The 19,620-nt window shown below is 40.3% G+C and carries 16 protein-coding genes and 1 tRNA gene; 4 read left to right on the top strand and 13 right to left on the bottom strand.

Annotated features, from left to right (window positions below; genetic code table 11):
* Positions 1 to 51: 51 nt before the first annotated feature.
* Together CBM24_RS26250 and CBM24_RS26255 are read right to left on the bottom strand one after the other, a co-directional pair.
* Positions 52 to 1,722, bottom strand: a complete 1,671-nt coding sequence (locus CBM24_RS26250; RefSeq protein ID WP_088163297.1) for a PspC domain-containing protein — start codon at positions 1,720 to 1,722, stop codon at positions 52 to 54.
* Complete coding sequence (locus tag CBM24_RS26255; protein WP_046673104.1) at positions 1,715 to 2,086, bottom strand: PadR family transcriptional regulator; 372 nt, start codon at positions 2,084 to 2,086, stop codon at positions 1,715 to 1,717. The genes CBM24_RS26250 and CBM24_RS26255 overlap by 8 nt, the downstream gene beginning before the upstream one ends.
* A gap of 154 nt (positions 2,087 to 2,240) precedes the next feature.
* On the opposite strand from CBM24_RS26255, the gene CBM24_RS27430 reads away from it, so the two are divergent.
* A complete protein-coding gene (locus CBM24_RS27430) occupies positions 2,241 to 2,624 on the top strand; it encodes a VanZ family protein (protein ID WP_157698591.1) in 384 nt (127 codons plus the stop codon).
* A gap of 191 nt (positions 2,625 to 2,815) precedes the next feature.
* Here CBM24_RS27430 and CBM24_RS26265 read toward each other — a convergent pair whose 3' ends face one another.
* The 6 genes from CBM24_RS26265 to CBM24_RS26290 all read right to left on the bottom strand — a co-directional run bounded on the left by CBM24_RS26265 (position 2,816) and on the right by CBM24_RS26290 (position 9,883).
* Entirely contained in the window at positions 2,816 to 3,514 is a 699-nt protein-coding gene (locus tag CBM24_RS26265) for a ComF family protein (RefSeq protein WP_088163299.1), read from the bottom strand.
* 41 nt (positions 3,515 to 3,555) lie between these two features.
* The gene (gene rlmN, locus CBM24_RS26270; protein ID WP_410528381.1) at positions 3,556 to 4,656 is read right to left on the bottom strand and encodes a 23S rRNA (adenine(2503)-C(2))-methyltransferase RlmN; all 1,101 of its coding nucleotides are present in this window, start codon (positions 4,654 to 4,656) and stop codon (positions 3,556 to 3,558) included.
* Between the two features lie 74 nt (positions 4,657 to 4,730).
* Positions 4,731 to 5,312 carry a tRNA-(ms[2]io[6]A)-hydroxylase gene (locus CBM24_RS26275; RefSeq protein ID WP_070561487.1) on the bottom strand — a complete coding sequence of 194 codons (582 nt, stop codon included), beginning with the start codon at positions 5,310 to 5,312 and terminating at the stop codon, positions 4,731 to 4,733.
* Positions 5,313 to 5,383: 71 nt separating this feature from the next.
* Positions 5,384 to 6,424 (bottom strand): Atu2307/SP_0267 family LLM class monooxygenase, encoded by a 1,041-nt coding sequence (locus CBM24_RS26280; protein WP_075990286.1) that lies wholly within the window; start codon positions 6,422 to 6,424, stop codon positions 5,384 to 5,386.
* A 174-nt stretch (positions 6,425 to 6,598) separates the two neighbouring features.
* Positions 6,599 to 7,267 carry an AcvB/VirJ family lysyl-phosphatidylglycerol hydrolase gene (locus CBM24_RS26285; protein ID WP_088163301.1) on the bottom strand — a complete coding sequence of 223 codons (669 nt, stop codon included), beginning with the start codon at positions 7,265 to 7,267 and terminating at the stop codon, positions 6,599 to 6,601.
* Between the two features lie 21 nt (positions 7,268 to 7,288).
* Entirely contained in the window at positions 7,289 to 9,883 is a 2,595-nt protein-coding gene (locus CBM24_RS26290) for a phosphatidylglycerol lysyltransferase domain-containing protein (RefSeq protein WP_088163302.1), read from the bottom strand.
* 125 nt (positions 9,884 to 10,008) lie between these two features.
* Here CBM24_RS26290 and CBM24_RS26295 point away from each other — a divergent pair, with 125 nt between their 5' ends.
* Positions 10,009 to 11,244: a glycosyltransferase family 4 protein gene (locus tag CBM24_RS26295; RefSeq protein WP_088163303.1), complete on the top strand. Its 1,236-nt coding sequence runs from the start codon at positions 10,009 to 10,011 to the stop codon at positions 11,242 to 11,244.
* A 4-nt stretch (positions 11,245 to 11,248) separates the two neighbouring features.
* Here the strand turns inward: CBM24_RS26295 and CBM24_RS26300 are convergent, their stop codons facing one another.
* Together CBM24_RS26300 and dcd are read right to left on the bottom strand one after the other, a co-directional pair.
* Positions 11,249 to 12,349, bottom strand: coding sequence for an MBL fold metallo-hydrolase (locus tag CBM24_RS26300; RefSeq protein WP_198386002.1), 1,101 nt, complete (start codon positions 12,347 to 12,349; stop codon positions 11,249 to 11,251).
* Positions 12,350 to 12,357: 8 nt separating this feature from the next.
* A complete protein-coding gene (dcd, locus tag CBM24_RS26305) occupies positions 12,358 to 12,894 on the bottom strand; it encodes a dCTP deaminase (protein ID WP_046673098.1) in 537 nt (178 codons plus the stop codon).
* Positions 12,895 to 13,013: 119 nt separating this feature from the next.
* On the opposite strand from dcd, the gene CBM24_RS26310 reads away from it, so the two are divergent.
* The gene (locus tag CBM24_RS26310; RefSeq protein WP_070561499.1) at positions 13,014 to 13,655 is read left to right on the top strand and encodes a 4'-phosphopantetheinyl transferase family protein; all 642 of its coding nucleotides are present in this window, start codon (positions 13,014 to 13,016) and stop codon (positions 13,653 to 13,655) included.
* A 110-nt stretch (positions 13,656 to 13,765) separates the two neighbouring features.
* Positions 13,766 to 13,837, top strand: a tRNA-Glu gene (locus tag CBM24_RS26315).
* Between the two features lie 105 nt (positions 13,838 to 13,942).
* Here the strand turns inward: CBM24_RS26315 and CBM24_RS26320 are convergent.
* The 3 genes from CBM24_RS26320 to CBM24_RS26330 all read right to left on the bottom strand — a co-directional run bounded on the left by CBM24_RS26320 (position 13,943) and on the right by CBM24_RS26330 (position 19,617).
* The gene (locus tag CBM24_RS26320; protein ID WP_088163304.1) at positions 13,943 to 15,289 is read right to left on the bottom strand and encodes an ankyrin repeat domain-containing protein; all 1,347 of its coding nucleotides are present in this window, start codon (positions 15,287 to 15,289) and stop codon (positions 13,943 to 13,945) included.
* A gap of 19 nt (positions 15,290 to 15,308) precedes the next feature.
* Positions 15,309 to 16,505 (bottom strand): ankyrin repeat domain-containing protein, encoded by a 1,197-nt coding sequence (locus tag CBM24_RS26325; protein ID WP_088163305.1) that lies wholly within the window; start codon positions 16,503 to 16,505, stop codon positions 15,309 to 15,311.
* A 328-nt stretch (positions 16,506 to 16,833) separates the two neighbouring features.
* Positions 16,834 to 19,617 (bottom strand): sugar-binding domain-containing protein, encoded by a 2,784-nt coding sequence (locus CBM24_RS26330; protein WP_088163306.1) that lies wholly within the window; start codon positions 19,615 to 19,617, stop codon positions 16,834 to 16,836.
* Between the last annotated feature and the right edge of the window lie 3 nt (positions 19,618 to 19,620).

Below are 19,620 nucleotides of genomic sequence, written 5' to 3' on the forward strand. Positions count from 1 at the left end.
TACAGCTTCAATAATTTGTCTTCCGCCTAAAGGCGGAAGACTTGGTTTATGTTATTTCTTTTTTGTCTCTATGGTAACTCCATCTTTTTTGACATTAATAATGGTATCCCTGCGGATGACAACAGACGTATCAGTTGCGATTACTTCATTGCCTTCAGCATCTGTTTCGTCACTGTCATCTGACTTTTTGGGCGGTAAGGCACATTTCAACCCGAGTGAAGTGACCACAAACTCAACATCTTTTACATCCCCTAGATCTTCCCGATAACGATCCCGACATTCGTAAAATGAAATATCCCTTAATTTATCTTCCAAATTATCATTAATGATCAACTTGGTGCCTACTGGGAGAAACAAGGTAATATTGACTTCTTGATCCCGATAGAGTTCACCTTCATTCAATTGGAACGCATTGTCAAATGTTAATGATGTACTATCTTGTCTCAGCGCATAGTTAATTTTACCTGCTCTGTCTGTTGCGACTTTATAGGAATTTCCTTTGGCCGAATACTCATAACGTACATAAGGTTCCTGTAGGGAGTCTATACGTTCGACACGGATACGAATATTACGTCTCAGATAAATAGAGAGGTTTTCGTGTTTTATCCCCAAACCGCTTTTTACACCATTTTTTAAGCGGATTACCCGAATATCATTTTCATTTAAGGAATAAACAGCTTGTTTTTGCAGCGGCTTCTCTTCAACAATCGTACTAGACTCTTTGAATTCCTTTGCTACCGATGTAGCGTAGTAGATAATTGCGCCTATCGACGCCAACCAGACTAAAAATAAGGTGGTTGTCAAATAATTGTTCATTGGTTTTTTCTCGAAGAGAACGCGGAGAAGCAAATAGAACAATCCAGCAAAAGGGATAAAAATGGCCAAGAAACCCGCTATCAAAGCAAAAGGTACGTCACTCGGATTCATGAGATAAAAAGGACCAGAATCGTCCATGACGTCAGGAATAACGTTCACAATAGCCAGTGCAAAGAAAATAAGTCCAATAATCAACCCGATGAGCGTCAACCCAACGATAATAACAAAGAATACGCCGATGACTTTCACAAAGACCTGCAATAATTTAGCAACACTATCGCCTGTACGATCCATTCCTCTCGAAAATGAATCCTTTACCCCGCTCATTTCTTCGTCGAAAGAACGCTTAAAGTTCTGAATGTTCGGTGCCTCCCCACGCATTTCCATCTTATCTGCACGAGTTACAGCGAGCGGCATGACGATCCATAGGATGACATAGACCAATACACCCGATCCACCGATCACAACAAATAAAGCAAAGAGTAAGCGCACCCATTTGGCCTCAATGCCAAAAAAATGTCCCAGTCCACTACATACTCCACTGAAAACTTTGTCATCAGGGTCACGCATCAGCTTCTTCCCTACTTTAAAGCCGTCTGCATTTGGCTGGCGCTGAAAAGATGCATAACCATCCTGATCCTCAGATTCAAAATCACTTACACTCCCCATTTGCTCTATAACAGCATTAACATCGTCCATATTCAGAACTTCTTTGCTGCCCGCCTGAATCTTTTCGGTAAACATTTCAGAAATACGATTTTCGATGTCCTCTAAAATCTCCCGACTATCTTCCGATTGTCCAAAGTGCTTCTTTATATCAATCATGTAGGAGCGAAGCACCTCATAAGCATCCTCTTCAATATGGAAGACGATACTATTTATGTTGATAATTATTGTCTTATTCATCGTTATTGTCTTTAACTGGTTTAGTTGAATCATTGTTCCTACCCACCAATGACGTGTTTACAGCAAACACGAGCTCATTCCAGGTAACATCTAGTCGCGAAAGGACTTCTAACCCTTCTTGGGTAATTTCATAATATTTTCTAGGCGGACCTGAAGTCGACTCCTTCCATATATAGCTTAACAGGCCATTGTTTTTTAGACGTGTTAAAAGCGGATATAAGGTTCCTTCCACAACCAATAATTGAGCTTTCTTCAGTTCGCTGATAATATCGGAGGCATAAATTTCTCCTCGAGAAATTATGGATAGGATACAATATTCAAGTATCCCCTTCCTCATTTGGATTTGTGTATTTTCAGCTATCATAACAATACAAAGATATATGTATTTTATGGTACCATGCAATACATAGTACCATACAAAACAAAACAATTTTATTAAATCACTGATTTACAGCTGAATAATTTTTAAATTCATAATATTTTTATTTCTATCAGGAAATTTTTGGATATTTAACGCCATGATTAAAATCTTATTAGACTATAAGTGGTGTTTTATTTGGGCCATAATAGTTATTATTTTATGCACACTCCCGGGTAACAATTTTGACGCAGTTCCCGCATATCCAGGTATGGACAAATTAGTCCATTGTGGGATGTTTTTTGTTTTCTGTACGCTGCTTTACAATGGTGTTATCCAGCAATTCAGCGGTAAACCAACCCGCTGGCTTCCGATTTTTATCGTATCTATCCTCGGATTTTTATTTGCTGGACTGACAGAATTACTTCAGCTTTATATTTTTACTTATCGGAGCGGTGATTGGTGGGATTTATTTGCCGACAGCATCGGAATAGGGATGGCCGGGTTTGCCTATCTACTAAACTATGTCAACCGAAGGTTGTAAATACCGGGTTGATTTAGTTTTGACGATTTCGTTATCATTGAGTGCTTTACCAGATCTATATATTGGGTCTATATAATTAGCTACTTAAATTATAAGAATTCGCTTTAAATTATCTGAACGCGTTCTTCCGGGCTGTGAATTTTATTCCTTATTATTTTTAAATAACCCATACGCTATGGGCCAGATTGGGCCTAGGCCCTTGCTAAAGTAGCAATAGATACCCGACAGTCAACAGCATCTAAGAGTGTTAATGCCGCGGAAACAATCGTAGCGCCTGTTGTTAACACATCGTCCACCAATAGAATGTGTACATTGGCCGGCACCCCAGTGGCCTGACAATCGAAAATATCACTTACATTTTCGTAACGGTCGAGTCGTCCCTTACCTGTTTGGCTAATTGTCGCTTTCTTTCTTACCAAAATATCTTCACGCAACGGGATTTCCATCGCTCTGGACAAACCTCTCCCAAAGTAAGTGGATTGATTATAACCTCTTTTTCGGAGTTTGCTCTTATGTAATGGCACAGGAACAATACAATCGATATCCTGATAGGCCTTTACTTCTATTAATTTTAAGCCGTATAGATAACCAAAATATTCCGCAAGAAAAGGTTGATTATTGTATTTAATCTGATAAATGAGGTGCTCTACACGGCTATCCTTTTGCATTAACAAAAAAGAACAGGCCTCTTCCACTGGAGCTTTCCCCCAAAGCTGTCTTGCGGTATCGTTATCTGAATATTCGTGAAAGTTAGTATAAGGCAAGTGGAAATCGCATGCTATACAAATAAACTTTTCCTGATATTTTAGCACACAGCCACAACAGCCACATTCTCTTGGAAAAAAGATGGATACAAAATCGCTAAAAAGTTTATTTAATTCGGATTTCATCTGGTTAATTCCCCTATTAAAGATAGGAACTATCCTTCAGATTATGCCTCGGATTCCTCCTTTTTCTCATCCTTGATTGCTAATTGTCCGCAGGCTGCATCGATATCTTTACCACGGCTACGTCTCACATTCGTGATTATACCTTGACTTTTTAGATAATTTGCAAATACCTCGATTTTATCTGCTTCAGCATTCAAGAAATCGGCCAGTGCGATAGGATTATATTCAATCAGGTTGACCTTACAAGGAACGTGTTTACAGAACTTAGCAAGTTCTTTTGCATCCTCCAATTCGTCATTGAAATTGTTAAAGACAATATATTCAAATGTAATTGGACTTTTTGTCTTCGCATAAAAATATTTGAGGGCTTCTGCCAGAGCTTTTAGTGAGTTCTGCTCATTGATCGGCATAATTTCATTTCGCTTTTTATCATTTGCGGCGTGCAAAGAAAGTGCTAGATTAAAACGTACCTGGTCATCACCCAATTTTTTAATCATTTTTGCGATACCCGCAGTGGAAACAGTGATCCGCTTAGCAGCCATATTTAATCCGTCGGGGGCCGTAATGCGTTCAACCGACTTCATCATATTGGCATAGTTCAACAAAGGCTCACCCATCCCCATATAAACGATATTTGTCAGTGGCTGCCCGTAGTTCTCTTCGGCTTGCTTGCTGATCAGAACGACTTGATCATAAATCTCATCGGCATTGAGGTTCCTCTTACGGTCCATATAGCCTGTTGCACAGAACTTACAGGTCAAGCTACAGCCCACCTGTGAGCTGACACAGGCTGTCATTCGTTCCGGAGCGGGTATCAACACCCCTTCAATGATATTGTTATCATACAGCCAAAAACTACTTTTAATTGTTTTATCCGAGCTGATCTGAGATTCTTTAACTGTTACTGCATTGATCGTAAAATTCGCTTTCAGCTTCTCACGAAGGGACTTACTCAAATTACTCATCTGATCAAAATCTACACAAGATTTTACCCAAAGCCATTCATAAATCTGCTTCGCACGAAAGCCCTGCTCCCCCAACGCTGTAAGTTGATCTTTGATCTGATCCAAAGACAAACTCCTGATATCTATTATTTTACTTTTTTCAATCACGGTACAAAGATAAGAATAAATAAGTGACAAAAAATCCCGTTCTAAGAAATAGAACGGGACAACTGTTATGTATGTGTTTTAAAATAGGTAGGAGCGCGGTCCGATTAGCCATGAATGGCTTCTTTATTTCCGTACGACTGAATCAGCTTCCCTTCAAATTCCAACCACTCCTTCCAACGCTTTTCTACATCGACGTCTACGGTATATTTGCGTGCAAAATTTAAAAATGTTGTATAATGATTTGCCTCAGACACCATTAAATCATGGTAAAACTTCGCAAGATCTTTATCTTGAATATTTTGCGAGAGCACTCTAAAACGTTCGCAGCTTCGGGCTTCAATCATTGCCGCGAATAATAAACGGTCAATAAAAGCCATATTTCTACTGCCATCTTTTTTAGAGAATTTCATCAATTGGCCAACATAATCATCTTTTCTTTCACGGCCCAAGGTATAGCCACGTTCTTTGATGATATCAATAACCATCTTAAAATGTTCCATTTCTTCGATAGCAATTGCTGTCAGTTCATGCACTAAATCTTCGTATTCTGAGTTGTTTGTGATTAATGATATTGCATTTGAAGCAGCCTTTTGCTCACACCAGGCATGATCAGTCAAAATTTCTTCTAAATTTCCTTCTGCGATGTTTGCCCATCGCGGATCTGTCAACAACTTTAATCCAAGCATCTTACTCTCTAAAATGATTTACGCCACAAAGGTAGCGAATATCTCAGCGTTAAAAAAATGATAATCGCTCTTTAGGCATCTTTATGAAGAGCCTTTCGAATTTCAGGCGCTATTTTTTCGCCAAAAATCTCAATAGAACGGAGCATCTCTTTATGTCCAGGGGCGCCCACATCCATGTGTGCAGAGAAACGTGTCAATCCGAATTTCTCTTGTATTTGCAAAATTTTATCTACTGCATAGGCAGCATCCCCAACAATTAGATGCCCCCTTGAAGTTCTTCCAAAGTCATATTGTGTACGTTGATATGGAGGCCAACCTCTACTTGCTCCGATACGGTCCATCTGTGCCGAATAAATCGGATAGTAATAATCTGCTACCTGAGCGTTGTTGTCGCCAAAGAACGCATGCATGTGCACTCCTACTTGAAAATTAGCCATATCATGTCCATTATCCTCATAAGCTTGACGATACATTTCAAATAAATGATCGAAGCTTTCGTACATGCCGCCGATGATAGCAAACATAACCGGTAAACCCAGTTTTCCTGCACGGATAACAGAAGATGTTGTACCACCTACAGCAACCCAGATCGGCAGTGATCCATTTTTAGGCCGAGGGAAGACTTCTTGATTGATTAAGGGTGCTCTAAAATTTCCTCGCCAAGTAATTGGATTTTGCTTGTTCAATCGTAACAAAAGCTCAAGTTTCTCCTCAAACAATTCGGAATAATCTTTCAGATCATAACCAAATAAAGGGAAGGATTCAATGAAGGATCCTCTTCCAGCCATCAGCTCAGCACGTCCATCAGATAAAAGATCAACTGCTGCGAAATCCTGAAATAATTTAACAGGATCCGCAGAACTCAATACCGAAACTGCACTGCCCAATTTAATATTTTTGGTAACTGTAGAAGCCGCAGCCAAGACAATTTCGGGTGCTGCAACCGCATAATCTGCCCGGTGATGTTCCCCGATTCCAAAGAAATCCAATCCTACTTGATCCATAAGCTTGATCTCCTCAATAATTTCTTTCATTCTATCTTGTGCTGCCTGGATCTGACCTGTAACAGGATCTATCCTCGAGTCACCAAACATTCCAATTCCTAATTCCATAATTGTCTATTTAAATTCTAAATCAAAATTAAGACCTTCTTCATTTAATTAAATTGATGTAGGACAAGAAATCCGATTAGCTTCAGCGCTTTCACCGATTTTGACAAGGTAAAAGGCCTATCGCTACTGTATAACCACCATAAAGGAAAGCTAGCAGACAATAACCCCGCCCAATTAAAAGAGAGCGACCGTATTCTTCGCTACCTGGTCTGCATTCCCACTAAAATGATGGCCCCCGGAGAGGTATTTTTTTGTAAAATTCTTAAGTGTTATTTTTTGTACAGGAAAATCGGCTTCGTCGTCACCGAGAATGACGCCCGTTTTGACTCCATCCATGCGATTGATTTCAGAGATGACATCAAGACTTCGCTTTGTATTACTACGGCCTAAAATATCAGCTATATGGATCTCCAGATCTGTAGACACGGATGGTTCCAAAAGAACAACGCTCTTTACGTTCTTCTTAACGACAGGGTCCAAACGATTAACAATAAAAGGGACCGCATCTGCTCCAAATGAATATCCAACAATGAAAACACGCATATTCTGCCGTGAGGATAGCAAAGTCCTCAAGGTATTAGAAATATCTTCTGCTATCTCTTTCGGGCTTTTCTTCTTCCAGAAATAATTTTTTGAATCAAGAGCTGCAACAGTATATCCTGCTCCAGCAATCAGCTCACAGAGCTTATTTGAGAACGAATTGAATCCTCCATCTCCACTCAGATAGAGAACCAGGGGTACTACAGCTTTATTATTCCAATATTTCATGTCAATCAAACGTTGTTGAGCAAAAGCATGAAATGCTATGCTACCAATTATAAATAAAGTGGCTAATTTTTTCATCTGTATGAGATTTACATGAAGCTATTCATTCGGTTTCATCACTTTGACCAGTGCTATAGGAAGTTGTAAGAGATCAAAATCGTTATCAAATATAAGGTATTTATTTTCCCAAAATGTCGCATACTTCTCTTTAAAATCACGCAGACTATGGTAATGTTTAAAGTTTCCCAATCGTGTTGAGGCAAACTTCATAATCTTTTCAGCGGGACTATCTGTCGCTCCCAAGCCCGTCATTGGCACCATGCCCAAATTTAGATAGACATACTTTTTGGCTTTAGCATATGCAATAAGCTCAACAATCAATGCATCCATACTCCCACCTGGTGCGTCAAGCGATTTTCGGATCATATCATAAGTGCACTCATCTTTAGCATAATCGGGAATAATATTCAGAAAGGCGACAATATTATTTTGCTCATTTTTCAATACAATAATATCTTGCATAATAAGCTCATTTTCATCAAACATTCCTTGCGAAAAAACCATTTCCTTTTTATCAAATTCTTTCAACCATTCATTGGAAATCAATCTTAGCTCGTCTATAATTGCTTTTTCCTGCGGAGCTTTCAACACCTCCGTTGTAAAACCCTTTTTTTGAATTGCATTAAGTCCATTACGTAATGACTTACGGTCTTTTCCTTCTAGCTTGAATGTTTCCAATTCTAATACAGCCTCCTGTCCAATGGTGATTTTTTGCTTACGAAGAGATGAAAAATGAACCAAGCTATTTTCATCAACACGGTAATAAATGGCTTTTAAACCGTTCGCATAACAATATTGATCAAATTCCTGCACCAGCTCTTCCTTATCTCCCTGCTCACAGACAGGTTCATCCAATACGATAGCAAATTCATTCGCCAAGCGATACGCCGTAAATCCCTCCGAGACTTCCGAGAAGAACAGACTCTTATCTTTTCCCAATTTAAAGAAGTCCATCGGAGACTGTCCAAACTCAATTAGTAATTGTTCTGCATGCTCCATTTTGGAGCTACTCGAATCTTCGTCATCAATCAGCCGAGGGCGTGCAAGTGCGTAGATCAATAAGAACCAACAAAATAGTCCCAAAACTTGAGTGATGCGCAAAAATTCTTGACCAAAAACTGTTTGTGGCATCAATTCATCATCTGCAAACAACAGAAAACTCCGTGCCGTATGATATATTGATTGTCCCCATGTAAAGTCTAGCCCGAAATGTTGCTTATCAATGAAGTAAAAACTCAACACATCAAACAGGCATATCGCTATCAGAGCGACAAAAAATGTGATAAACCCAATTCTTACCCAACTAATATTACTCTTGATGCGATATTGTTTATAGCTCATTGCCAATAAAATCAACGTCAACAAAGCAACCGATGCCTCTTCATAGTCCAGTGCCTTAAACACATGTCCAAACAGCGACAAAGCACTAAACACCACGGCGATCCAGAACGCAATACGGAAACCTTTAATCAGGTATGCCGAAGTTACCAATAATCCTAAGCCCAAAACCAATACCATAAATTTAGAAGCATGAATTGCTTCCAGCGGTAAATAAAAACGATCAAGTTTCATACGATCAGCCAAAGGAGGTGTCAATACGGAAACAAGATTTACCACACCTAAGAAAAATATAAGCAACGCCGGTCCAATACGTGCCAGCAATTGCTTACCACGCCATGCAAAGGCAAGGATTCCCAAGAGTAATGGAAGCCAAAATTCGAATGCCCGATAGAGAATTGTAATGCCCAATCCTTCTGCCTGCGAGTAGCCGTACGCTTTAAAAATATACAGCATGGTCAGCTCTACAGCCCCAAGGCCCCGTAGAAAAGGAGAAACAATCATCAATACGACCGAAACAGTATAGGCAATAGCCGCAGCCTCGAAGGAGTGTTCCAAACCAAGAGCATACATACTTACAAAAGCATGGGCAATACCGCAACATTCGACGACCATGGACGCCAACATGGTACCCAACAAATATTTTAGCTTGACTTCCCCTGAAAATATTTCATCGATGTTAGAGGCTACAGCAGGAAACTTTAATTCGACCCAGCGATAAATGCCTTTGTGTGTTCGAAAAGACCAGACCAGCCAAAATACGACAGCCAGGAGCAGTCCCAAAACCACCAATGAGATCCAGGCGTCACCAAAATTTTTATTATGCCAGATCGTATACAATATAACAGGTACACCAATCATAAACACCGTCAGTAGTCCGACATAGCCATACAGCGCCCCTGCTTGGTGAATTTGAGTCGTATTCAAATTTCTTTTCCGCAACTCCGTTGTTGTATATGCCAAAGAACTAATCCCACCTGCAGGAAGAAACACACTGAGTAAATTTCTCTTCAGGAAAAGATCAATGGCGATTCTCAGATTAATAGAAAGGCCGATCGCTTTAAAACTCTGCACATACATCAATCCCTGAAGCACAATATAGACGATGGTAATTCCAACTCCAACTGAAACCCAGGTTAGGTTGGCCGTGCGCAACTGCGGAATAATTGCGGCAAGCTCTTTCCGCTCATTTCTAAAAAATACAAAGGCCAATAAGATAACCAAAACAGCTATTAATTCCTTCCAATAGGTCTTTGGCGAAAAATGTCGAATCCGTTGAGCAATAGTTTTGGTCATATGATCGTTTAATGATGAATAACCTTTAAATATATTATAAACACTAAAATAAAGCTAATCGTTTGAAAATGACTAATTGTTAATTTTTCGTCAATTCTTTTCACATTAATCAGTAATTTTCCTGCATGAAAGAGAAAAAGGTTTTGTTCATCGGACTTGTGTGGCCAGAGCCAACATCTTCAGCGGCGGGTTTTCGCATGATGCAATTAATTGAAACGTTCACTACCCGCTCTTATCACATTACATTTGCTTCGGCTGCTGCGAAGTCACCTTATAGTGCCCCTTTGCAGTCTCTCGGGATATATGAACAAGCAATAGTGCTCAATAGTAATAGCTTTGACGATTTTATTACTCAACTACAGCCCGATATTGTTGTTTTTGATCGTTTTATGGTAGAAGAACAATATGGTTGGCGTGTCGCACAGCATTGTCCCGATGCACTCCGCATACTCGATACGGAAGACTTGCATTTTTTACGCCAGGCGAGACAGGCATCCGTCAAAAATAACGGTGATTTCTCCTTTCAAGAGTTATTTACAGACACCGCTAAACGGGAAATTGCCTCTATTCTGCGAAGTGACCTCTCTTTGATTATCTCCGAATCCGAAATGAAGATTCTTATCGAAGAATTTCGAATTTCACCCGACATCCTCTATTACCTCCCTTTCCTTGAACACGAGATCAGTTCTACTGAAATTAATCAATGGAAGCCCTTTGAAGAGCGCAAGAACTTATTATTTATCGGAAATTTTATCCATGAGCCGAACTGGCATACGGTTCAATATCTAAAAACACAAATCTGGCCCCAATTACGGAAGATGCTTCCCAAAGTAGAATTGCACATTTATGGTGCCTACGCAACCCAAAAAGTACTCCAGTTAAACAACTCTAAAGAGAATTTCCTGATCAAGGGACGGGCGGAATCTGCTCGCCTTACCATGGAAAACTACCGTGTACTGGTCGCTCCAATTCAATTTGGTGCCGGCGTAAAAGGAAAGTTTATCGACGCCATGCAAACCGGCACACCATCTGTCACCACGACAGTTGGAGCAGAAGCCATGAAGGGTAATTTGGACTGGAATGGTTTTATCGAAGACGATCCCGAAACTTTCTGCCGAAAGACAGTTGAGCTCTACGAAAACGAAGATCTTTGGAAAACGGCCCAAGAACATGGCATCCGTATTATCAACGAACGTTATGAGAAACGAAAGTATCAGGCCGACTTTATGACGAATCTATCTTTGCTAAAAGTGCAGATTGACAGGCACCGCCAACAAAACTTTATTAGTCAGATATTGTTGCACCACACGATGCAGAGCACAAAATATATGTCTTTATGGATTGAGGAAAAAAATAAATAGATCTTTAGTTGACTTCACGCCACCAGGGCGCGTATACTGTATCTAATCTATTAAAATGGATCATTTCCCCTATTTTTGGTGTAAGGAGAGTGATCTGTTCTTTGTTCGCTGTCTCGTAAAATTTCTCCATTGGCTCTTTCCAGTCGTGCATAGCTAACGCGAACTTAGAAGAATGAACGGGCAAAATAACTTGAGCTTTCAGATCCTTCGTTTCAGCAGCCCATTCGTCAGGTAAGGAATGGATATAATGCCAGGCATCGTTATACTGGCCATTTTCCAAGATTGCTAAATCAAATGGACCGAACTGGTCACCTATCTTTTTGAAGTGCTTACCATATCCGCTGTCTCCACCCAAGAAAATAGTGTACTGGGAAGTCTTTAACACAAAGGATGTCCACAAGGTATTATTCCGTGTAAATCTTCGTCCCGAAAAGTGCCTTGCGGGAGTGAAGGTTACCTGAAAATCGGGCGCCAGTTTTATCTGGTCGTACCAATCACCCTCGATGATCTGGTCGGCCTTATATCCCCAAGATTCAAAATGCGCCCCCACGCCAAGACCACAAATCACCTGACCGACTTTATCCCTCAATTTCACAACAGTCTCATAGTCCAGATGATCGTAATGATCATGAGAGATAAACAAATAGTCAATTTTCGGAAAAACCATCGTCGCATAGTCGACAGACATCTTAAATGCTTTATTGCTACCTGGGATAGGAGAAGCATTTTGGCTGAACACCGGATCAACCAATATTAATTTCCCGTCTAACTTCATCAGGTAGGAGGAGTGACCAAACCAAATCAGAGCGTCATCTGCGGGAAGATGTGCTAAATCGCATTCTATAGCAGGCAATACGTTGATTGGTTTCAAGTGGGGATTTTTGTTGAAAAGGAAATCCCACAGCAAAGAGGCCATATTCACATCGCCTTTCAACGATGGCGTTACTTCGAGATTATGAAAAATACCATTTTTAAAATTTGGTGACTGTTTCATCCGTTCCAGTCGAGCGCCTTTGAAACTTCCACCAAACATTGGATGAACAAAATAATAGAGTACTCCACTGATAAAAACAATCAATAGAGCCCCTAAAATAATCCATCCCATATTCCGCATCAGAAATTATTCTTCCACATCATGGATTCCACCGGACGGATGGTCTTGCCATTGTATTTTGCGTTACCTTTGGTATTATAAAATGTTTCGATATCGCCTTCTACAGCAAAATAGATCAATTGTCCAATAGGCATTCCCGCGTAAACCCGAACAGGTTGGGCAACCGAAATTTCCAAGGTCCAGGTATTACAGAAACCGACGTCACCCTTCCCTGCAGTTGCATGGATATCTATCCCTAAGCGACCAGTGCTCGATTTGCCCTCTAAAAAAGGAACATGCTTATGCGTTTCGGTGTACTCTTGCGTAACGCCTAAATAAAGGGTATTGGGTTCCAATACAAAACCTTCTTCCGGGATTTCAAAATGCTGAATTTCATTGTGTTTCTTGGCATCAAGTACACGGTCTGCATACGTTGCCAAATATTTCCCCAAATGCACATCGTAGGAATTTGTTCCCAAACATTTACGATCAAATGGTTGAATGACAATACTGCCATTTTCAATCTCTTCGAGAATTCTTTTATCAGATAAAATCATGTGTATCAAAATAGCAAAAGCGTCAGGCAATGCTATACAAATTCAAAAATACAGTTCTCCCACTAATTTTACTTCATTTTTCAAAACAAAAATCTGCGATTTGTTTTTTAAATTTGGGTATGAGTCTAGTGTATCTACGTGAAATTGATAATCAAACCAAATTTGCAATTTGGCGAATTGAGGAATCGGACGACGATTTGCTGTCGAAACTTCAATTGGATGAACGTGAAAAAGCAAAATTAGGGTCCTTCAATAAAGGGAAAAGACGGTTACATTGGCTTGCCACCCGTGTGCTATTGCGAACCTTATTAAACACATCCCGCTACATCGAATGTCCTTCGGATGCAAATGGCAAGCCTTATCTCGCTAATTTTCCCCAAAAAATATCACTTTCACACTCATTTGATTACGCTGCAGCAATGATCAGTACAAAAGGTGAAGTTGGTATCGACATGGAAATCATCAAAACAAAAGTAGAGCGCATCCAACATAAGTTTCTAAAACCTGCGGAGCTTGCATTCATCGCCCAGGATGATAGCCGATATGAGCAGCTTTATGCTTGCTGGTGCGCCAAAGAAGCGATTTATAAACTTCAAGGCAATGCAGGGGTCTCCTTCTTGAACAACATGACCATACAACCATTCGAATACCAAACGCAAGGTATATTAAAACTTGAACTCGACAGCGATCAAAACAAGCATATTTATGATGTACATTACGAGAAGTTCAATGAATATATGCTCGCTTACGCTGTAGAATAGATCCTTTAAAAAAATAATTTTTCTCAATTTCAATGAATTAGCACACAGACAGCACTTTTTTTTTGTGCTTTTTGAAAAAGCTTCTATATTTGCATCATCGAAAACGATATGGCCCGTTCGTCTAGGGGTTAGGACGCAAGATTTTCATTCTTGAAACAGGGGTTCGATTCCCCTACGGGCTACAAAAAGCGACTTCAAAAGAGTCGCTTTTTTAGTTTTTATCTAAGTGCCCAATACCAAATTCAGGAAACAGGCCAACAGATTTTTAAAGGGGATTTCAATAAAATTTAATTCTTTAAAATTTTCGCTTTTTCCGCGTCAAATTCCTCCTGGTTTATAATTCCCGCGTCCAACAGATCTTTTAAATCAAATAGAGCCTTTTTCTTCATTCCCATATCCATGTTTGATAAGGGTTCAGTGAATACTTTTTTCTCTGGAAGGCCGGGCTCACCTTTTAGGGGATCGGTCTGTGCGCCGGCATCAATCAATAATGCCGTTATTTCATTAAATCCTTGCATATTGGAATAATCTATTGCTTTCTGTTCCAATACATTCGTTATATCTGTAACGGAGCCATTAGATAAGAGATACCGCAACACATCTTTTTTACCATAGGCAGCAGCATAATGAAGCGCAGTATTGCCGGTAGCATCCTGTTTATCAATTGTTGCACCACTGTCTAAAAGTTGTTTGACCAAAGACAGATAACCCATTTTTGTAGCTGTATGCAGTAATGTTTCTCCTGCATAATGAGGTTCAAAACCAAGAATAAAGATACGCCCCCCTGTCCGTTCGATCAACCTTTCCAAATATTTACCGTCCTTTCCATCAAATGAGTCTACAGGACGCGCATAATCTGCAGAGAGGCCTCTTTCTAAAAATAAAGCGAGAAGCTCTTTTTGATTGCTATTACAAACATACCACACAGGAGAAATTCCCTCGGCAGATTCAGCAAAAATATCGCTCCCCTGCTCCAGTAACTTCTGAGCAAGAATACGGTTTCCATTTTTTACTGCGAGCAGCAAGGGACCTTCACTTAAGTCATTCAGAATATTGACAGATGCACCGTTATCCAACAACATATTGACAATAGGAACGGAGCCCAGAACCACCGCCAAATTTAGGGCCGTATTACCCTCCTTGTCAGAGATATCTACACGAGCGCCATTTTCAATAAGCCGCTGTACCACTGGCGGATATTTTGCCTGCACAGCCAATAGTAGTGGTGATTCAGCACTATTGTTCAACGCGTTTACGTCTAATCCCTGTGCAATCAGTTTTTCAGCCATTTCCTGTTGCCCTGTTCGAGCTGTAATATGGAGCAAGCTATTTCCCAAAAAGTCGTTGATCAGAATATTAGCATTATTTTCCAATAAATAGACTGCTGTTTGTTTTTGCTTTTGTAACAGGGCAAAATATAAGGGGGTTTCCCCCCGATGATCCTCGTAGTCCACTGTGGCTCCAGCCTCAACCAGCTTTCTCACCAAATCCAAATAACCTCGATGCGCCGCATAATGCAATGCTGTCCGTCCCATTTCATCGGTGTAAGATACATCAACTTGATTTTTCTCCAATAATATTTCCGCTATTTTACGTTTTCCGCTTTCACACGCTATTATAAATGACTGAGACATAACAATTTTTTCTGTTTTTTTATTGTTTTAATAACCATTCGACTGTCTTTACCTTTATATTATCCTCCATAGCATAATCGACAGCTTTTTTATCCATTATATTTTCCAATTGAGGATCGATTCCTTCACCGACAAGATATTTTACTTTTTTATAAAGGTCTCGGGCTCTATTTTCATCGTAATTGAGGTTTACTTGACAAATTTTATGCAATAGTGTATTACCCTCGTTATCCGCATAACTGAGGTCTAGATATCCTTTGTCCATAATTTCCTGTACAACTAGGACTGATTTTTCTGCTAGCCAATCTACGCCTGTTTTTTCTTTCTGATACCAAAGTGATGCAGCTGTCAAATCTGCCCCATGTTCCAAAAGTAAGATCAGCACACTCAGATTAGTCTCGCTATCCGTATGCATCATGCGAAGGAATGCATTGAGTAGGTTTTCTCCTTGTTTATTGACGCTATGAAAATCTGGACTTCCATAATTGAGAAGGGGAACGAGCAGATCTGGATTAAAATGCCTTACTGCTGCATAATAAAATGAACTTTCGCCATGCCAATCCTTTAGCCCTGGATCTGCTCCCGCATTGAGTAATTTAATCACAACATCAGTTTTCAATGTATCAACAGCCATGTGCAGGGCTGTTTTTTGTTCAACATTGCCGATATTCGGGTCTAAACCTTCAACTAACAGCCAGTCTACGAGCTCGCTAATACGTTCATTGGACTGCATACGTAGGCTACAAACTTTAAAAAGCAACGTTTGTCCATACTGATCCATCCGCTGCAGGTCGGCACCTGCCTCAAAAATAAGCTTTAAGAAAGGAATAACCACATTTTCCTGTAATGCATATTCCAATAAAGTAATGCCACCTACTTCTTCGTTGATATCATCTATCTGTGCTAAATAGCCTTTCATCCAAATTAAATGGGCTTCAAGCTGCACTTCGGATGCAATCTGAGGTTTGAATAGCGTATTAATCACGGATGTGCTAAAACGATCATAATCGTATAGATCAGTTGAGATTAGTCCTTTTTTTACAAAATGATCCAAGACTCCATAATGCTGGGCTCTAATCAATTGGCTCACTAAACTATTCAATTCGTAATCGTGAAAGTCAACTCTATTATTTGCTTCTGCAACAATCCGTTCCATCTCCGCGATTTCACCTTTACGTGAAAATTCAGCAAGCGTCCTTAATTCATTATTTGTCATTTTTTACTTCTGTTAGTCTAAAGAAAAGAAATCCGCATGATTAAATTGAAAACGATTTAACTAGAAAAATAGTATAACAGGCACTTGATAGTAACAACAGAATCACCATAAGCCTTTAAACTGCAGGAATATAAAAAAGTTACTCCGGAAAATGGAGTGGCCTTCAACTATATCAGATTGAAAGTTAGTCTATAATTGATTTATGCCAAAGGTCTGTAACAGGATGTATCCTGTCACAGACCTTTGGCATATAATTCTGCAATAGCGGATGAAGTTGAACGATTAGCCTTAGGCTGATGCGTTAAATTTTTCCAAAGCGATCTTCTAACTAATAGATCTCTTTGGGTTCGGATTTTTCTTGCGCTTCTTTGTAGCGCAACACCTGCGATAGAATCGCTGGATTTTCGATCACTTTAGGCCTAAACTTTGTACTGTTCATATACGTTAAGATGGAGCTCAACAGCTGTCTTGCAACGGGCCTGTTGGCTAGATCCGCCTCCAGATCAAACGAAGCGATCATCAGCTTGCCTGATCCTACCGTCCCTTCAAAAAGAGATGCTAATCTTCTATTATTGGCAAAGTTATCAATGAGCTCTACAACTGCATGTCCACCTTTGACCTGATCCGTAATCATCGTAGTCGATTTAATTTGGAGATCCCACCATTGCCAATCTGTATGATTATCTGTTGGGAAATCGGCAAATACAGGATGTTTAGGGTCACAAAGCAAGCCCATTGTACCGGCCTGTTTTGGAAAATGTACCGGGCTCCAAAAAACAGGAACGAACTTCCCTTCAATACCGTTTATTTTCTTCCAATCGGGATTTAAAAGTACTTTTTTCCCTTCTTTCAGCAAGTGCATTGCTTCCTCCAATTCGCGCGTATAGCTAACTTCCCCAAAATCAACGGCCACCTTTTGAGGATACACCCAAATATTCCAATGATTTTCGTATGAAGTACCCTCAAGTTTAAGTTGAATCGTCAATTTCTTCGCCTGTCCAATTGTTTGTAATGGTACTTCTAAATGCCCCACATTGCCTTGATGTCCCTTTCCAATGGTTGACTGAAAATGTCCCTGTGCGACTATTTGTCCCGCATCTTTCAGGAACCAACTAATCCCCTGATTCTTCAAAATCTCCTGTCCATAATTACTCACATCTATAGAAGCTTTGAACGTTTCATCGTTGGTATATACAGCTTTCGCAAACTGGAGCAAAGGCACTACTGGAGCGCTAAATTGTCGAAATTCTGCCGCTGAGAGAATATGTTTGCTGTCCCAAAAAGCATCTAATAAGCCCACCAATGCCGTTCCCTGACCAGGGAAATCGTGAAGATCAAGGAGCTGATAACCACTGATACCCGGTGTCTTCAACGCTCTTTCCATCTCCTCTTTGTACAGCATAGCTGCCAATTTTCCTGAGGACATCGTATATGCGCTGGCCTTATGTAATAATCCTTTTTGTTTTAGATCTTCTGCTACAGAAATGAAGTTTAACGGTTTTAAAACACCTTTATATTTTTTGATTTCGGCGAGATTGGGATAGACAGCATATTGTCCAATTTCGTGCGTTACGACCGGAATCGAAATTCCTTCCAAAGAATTGCTGTAGTTTTTATTGAATGTAGGTGCTTCACTATTAAATACACCTTGTCCCCGTACCCAGCCCTTGGCTGTCCACTGGGTAATCAGATAATCATCATAGGGTTCTTCCTTCACACCATGCCCTTGCTGGAATGTAAAAGAAGTTGCCGTATAAAGATGCCGTTTGTCTTTTTCCTTTACGTATTTTACCAGCGCATTCAGCGCATTGAAATCACCACTCAACTCATTACCCATACTCCAAAAACAAAAGGACGGATGATTTCCATAAGTCTGCATTATTCGATCGGCCTCTTCATAGAGAAAATTCATCACTCCCTCATCTTTACCAAGATTATTCTCCCAGATTGGCAACTCAATTTGAAGATAGAATCCCAATTCGTCAGCAACAGCAAAGGCCGCCTCAGGAGGACACCATGAATGAAACCTCAGATGATTTAACCCCCATTCGCGCGCTGTCACAAAGACTTTTCTCCAACCGGCCTTATCCATCGGCGGATGTCCCGTTAACGGAAAGATACTGCATTCCAATGTTCCCCTCAAAAATAAAGGCTCACCATTGACTTTTAGCATGGTCCCATCTGTAGAAAGCTCACGCATACCTATTGAGGTACTCAATGTTGATACGGCATCTATGGTTTTCAATTCCAGACTGATGTCGTACAAATGCGGTGAAAATTCGCTCCAAAGTTTCAGTTTGTCACCAAGAAGGTAGTTTAGATTGATCGCTGAATCCCCTGGCGACAGCTGAATGGTTCTTTCAACTGGTGTTAGGGACCCCATTTTGTATTTTACCTTTATTTTCAGTTTACCGACAACGGCCTTTGCAAGTCTATTACGGAGATTGATCTGCAGATTGATTTCCTTTTTCGCTAGATTAGGGCTCGCATACACAGACTTCAGACGCACCGCATCGTAGGCCTGAATAGCAATCTTTCCAAGAATACCATTCCAAATAATTTGGGTGTGATCGGTATAAGCATGCGCCATATCATCAACGCTAATTGGGAGCTTCTTCCTGTTATCTATGCGGATTGTCAACCGATGCTTCTTTCCTGCTTTCAGTAGGGAACTTAAGTCAAACTCATGCGGACTGACAAGGCTACGTTGCTTTTGTACTACTGCTATCCCATCGATCCAAACCATAGACTCCCAAAGAACACGCTCGAGGGTTAAGATCATCTCTTTACCTGCCCAACCTGCCGGGATTGAAAGTTCCCGTGTATACCATGCTGCCCCCACATAACAATGTGTTCGCGTTAGATGCGAAAGCTGAGGTTTGGCAAGAGCAGGTGTCAATGTATTTACGACTCCTAAACCCGCATCATCTGTTGTTCCTGGTAATTTAATCGATGTTTCGAACGATTTACCAGCCCAGCCACGCTCGATACCGACATCTTCGGGATCAAGCCGAACTTTCCACTCTCCTGCAAGATCAAGACGATTTAGTCCATCTGCCCAGACCGTATAACTTTGAAATAGAACGACGAATACAATGATATAGCGATACATACT

This window comes from Sphingobacterium sp. G1-14, assembly GCF_002196555.1.
GTDB classification, from domain to species: Bacteria; Bacteroidota; Bacteroidia; order Sphingobacteriales; family Sphingobacteriaceae; genus Sphingobacterium; species Sphingobacterium siyangense.

Excerpts from the sequence above, each read along its gene's own strand:
- CBM24_RS26250 (WP_088163297.1), bottom strand. The coding sequence starts at position 1,722 with ATGAATAAGACAATAATTATCAACATAAATAGTATCGTCTTCCATATT.
- CBM24_RS26255 (WP_046673104.1), bottom strand. The coding sequence starts at position 2,086 with ATGATAGCTGAAAATACACAAATCCAAATGAGGAAGGGGATACTTGAA.
- CBM24_RS27430 (WP_157698591.1), top strand. The coding sequence starts at position 2,241 with ATGATTAAAATCTTATTAGACTATAAGTGGTGTTTTATTTGGGCCATA.
- CBM24_RS26265 (WP_088163299.1), bottom strand. The coding sequence starts at position 3,514 with ATGAAATCCGAATTAAATAAACTTTTTAGCGATTTTGTATCCATCTTT.
- CBM24_RS26275 (WP_070561487.1), bottom strand. The coding sequence starts at position 5,312 with ATGCTTGGATTAAAGTTGTTGACAGATCCGCGATGGGCAAACATCGCA.
- CBM24_RS26280 (WP_075990286.1), bottom strand. The coding sequence starts at position 6,424 with ATGGAATTAGGAATTGGAATGTTTGGTGACTCGAGGATAGATCCTGTT.
- CBM24_RS26285 (WP_088163301.1), bottom strand. The coding sequence starts at position 7,267 with ATGAAAAAATTAGCCACTTTATTTATAATTGGTAGCATAGCATTTCAT.
- CBM24_RS26290 (WP_088163302.1), bottom strand. The coding sequence starts at position 9,883 with ATGACCAAAACTATTGCTCAACGGATTCGACATTTTTCGCCAAAGACC.
- CBM24_RS26295 (WP_088163303.1), top strand. The coding sequence starts at position 10,009 with ATGAAAGAGAAAAAGGTTTTGTTCATCGGACTTGTGTGGCCAGAGCCA.
- CBM24_RS26300 (WP_198386002.1), bottom strand. The coding sequence starts at position 12,349 with ATGGGATGGATTATTTTAGGGGCTCTATTGATTGTTTTTATCAGTGGA.
- dcd (WP_046673098.1), bottom strand. The coding sequence starts at position 12,894 with ATGATTTTATCTGATAAAAGAATTCTCGAAGAGATTGAAAATGGCAGT.
- CBM24_RS26310 (WP_070561499.1), top strand. The coding sequence starts at position 13,014 with ATGAGTCTAGTGTATCTACGTGAAATTGATAATCAAACCAAATTTGCA.
- CBM24_RS26320 (WP_088163304.1), bottom strand. The coding sequence starts at position 15,289 with ATGTCTCAGTCATTTATAATAGCGTGTGAAAGCGGAAAACGTAAAATA.
- CBM24_RS26325 (WP_088163305.1), bottom strand. The coding sequence starts at position 16,505 with ATGACAAATAATGAATTAAGGACGCTTGCTGAATTTTCACGTAAAGGT.
- CBM24_RS26330 (WP_088163306.1), bottom strand. The coding sequence starts at position 19,617 with ATGTATCGCTATATCATTGTATTCGTCGTTCTATTTCAAAGTTATACG.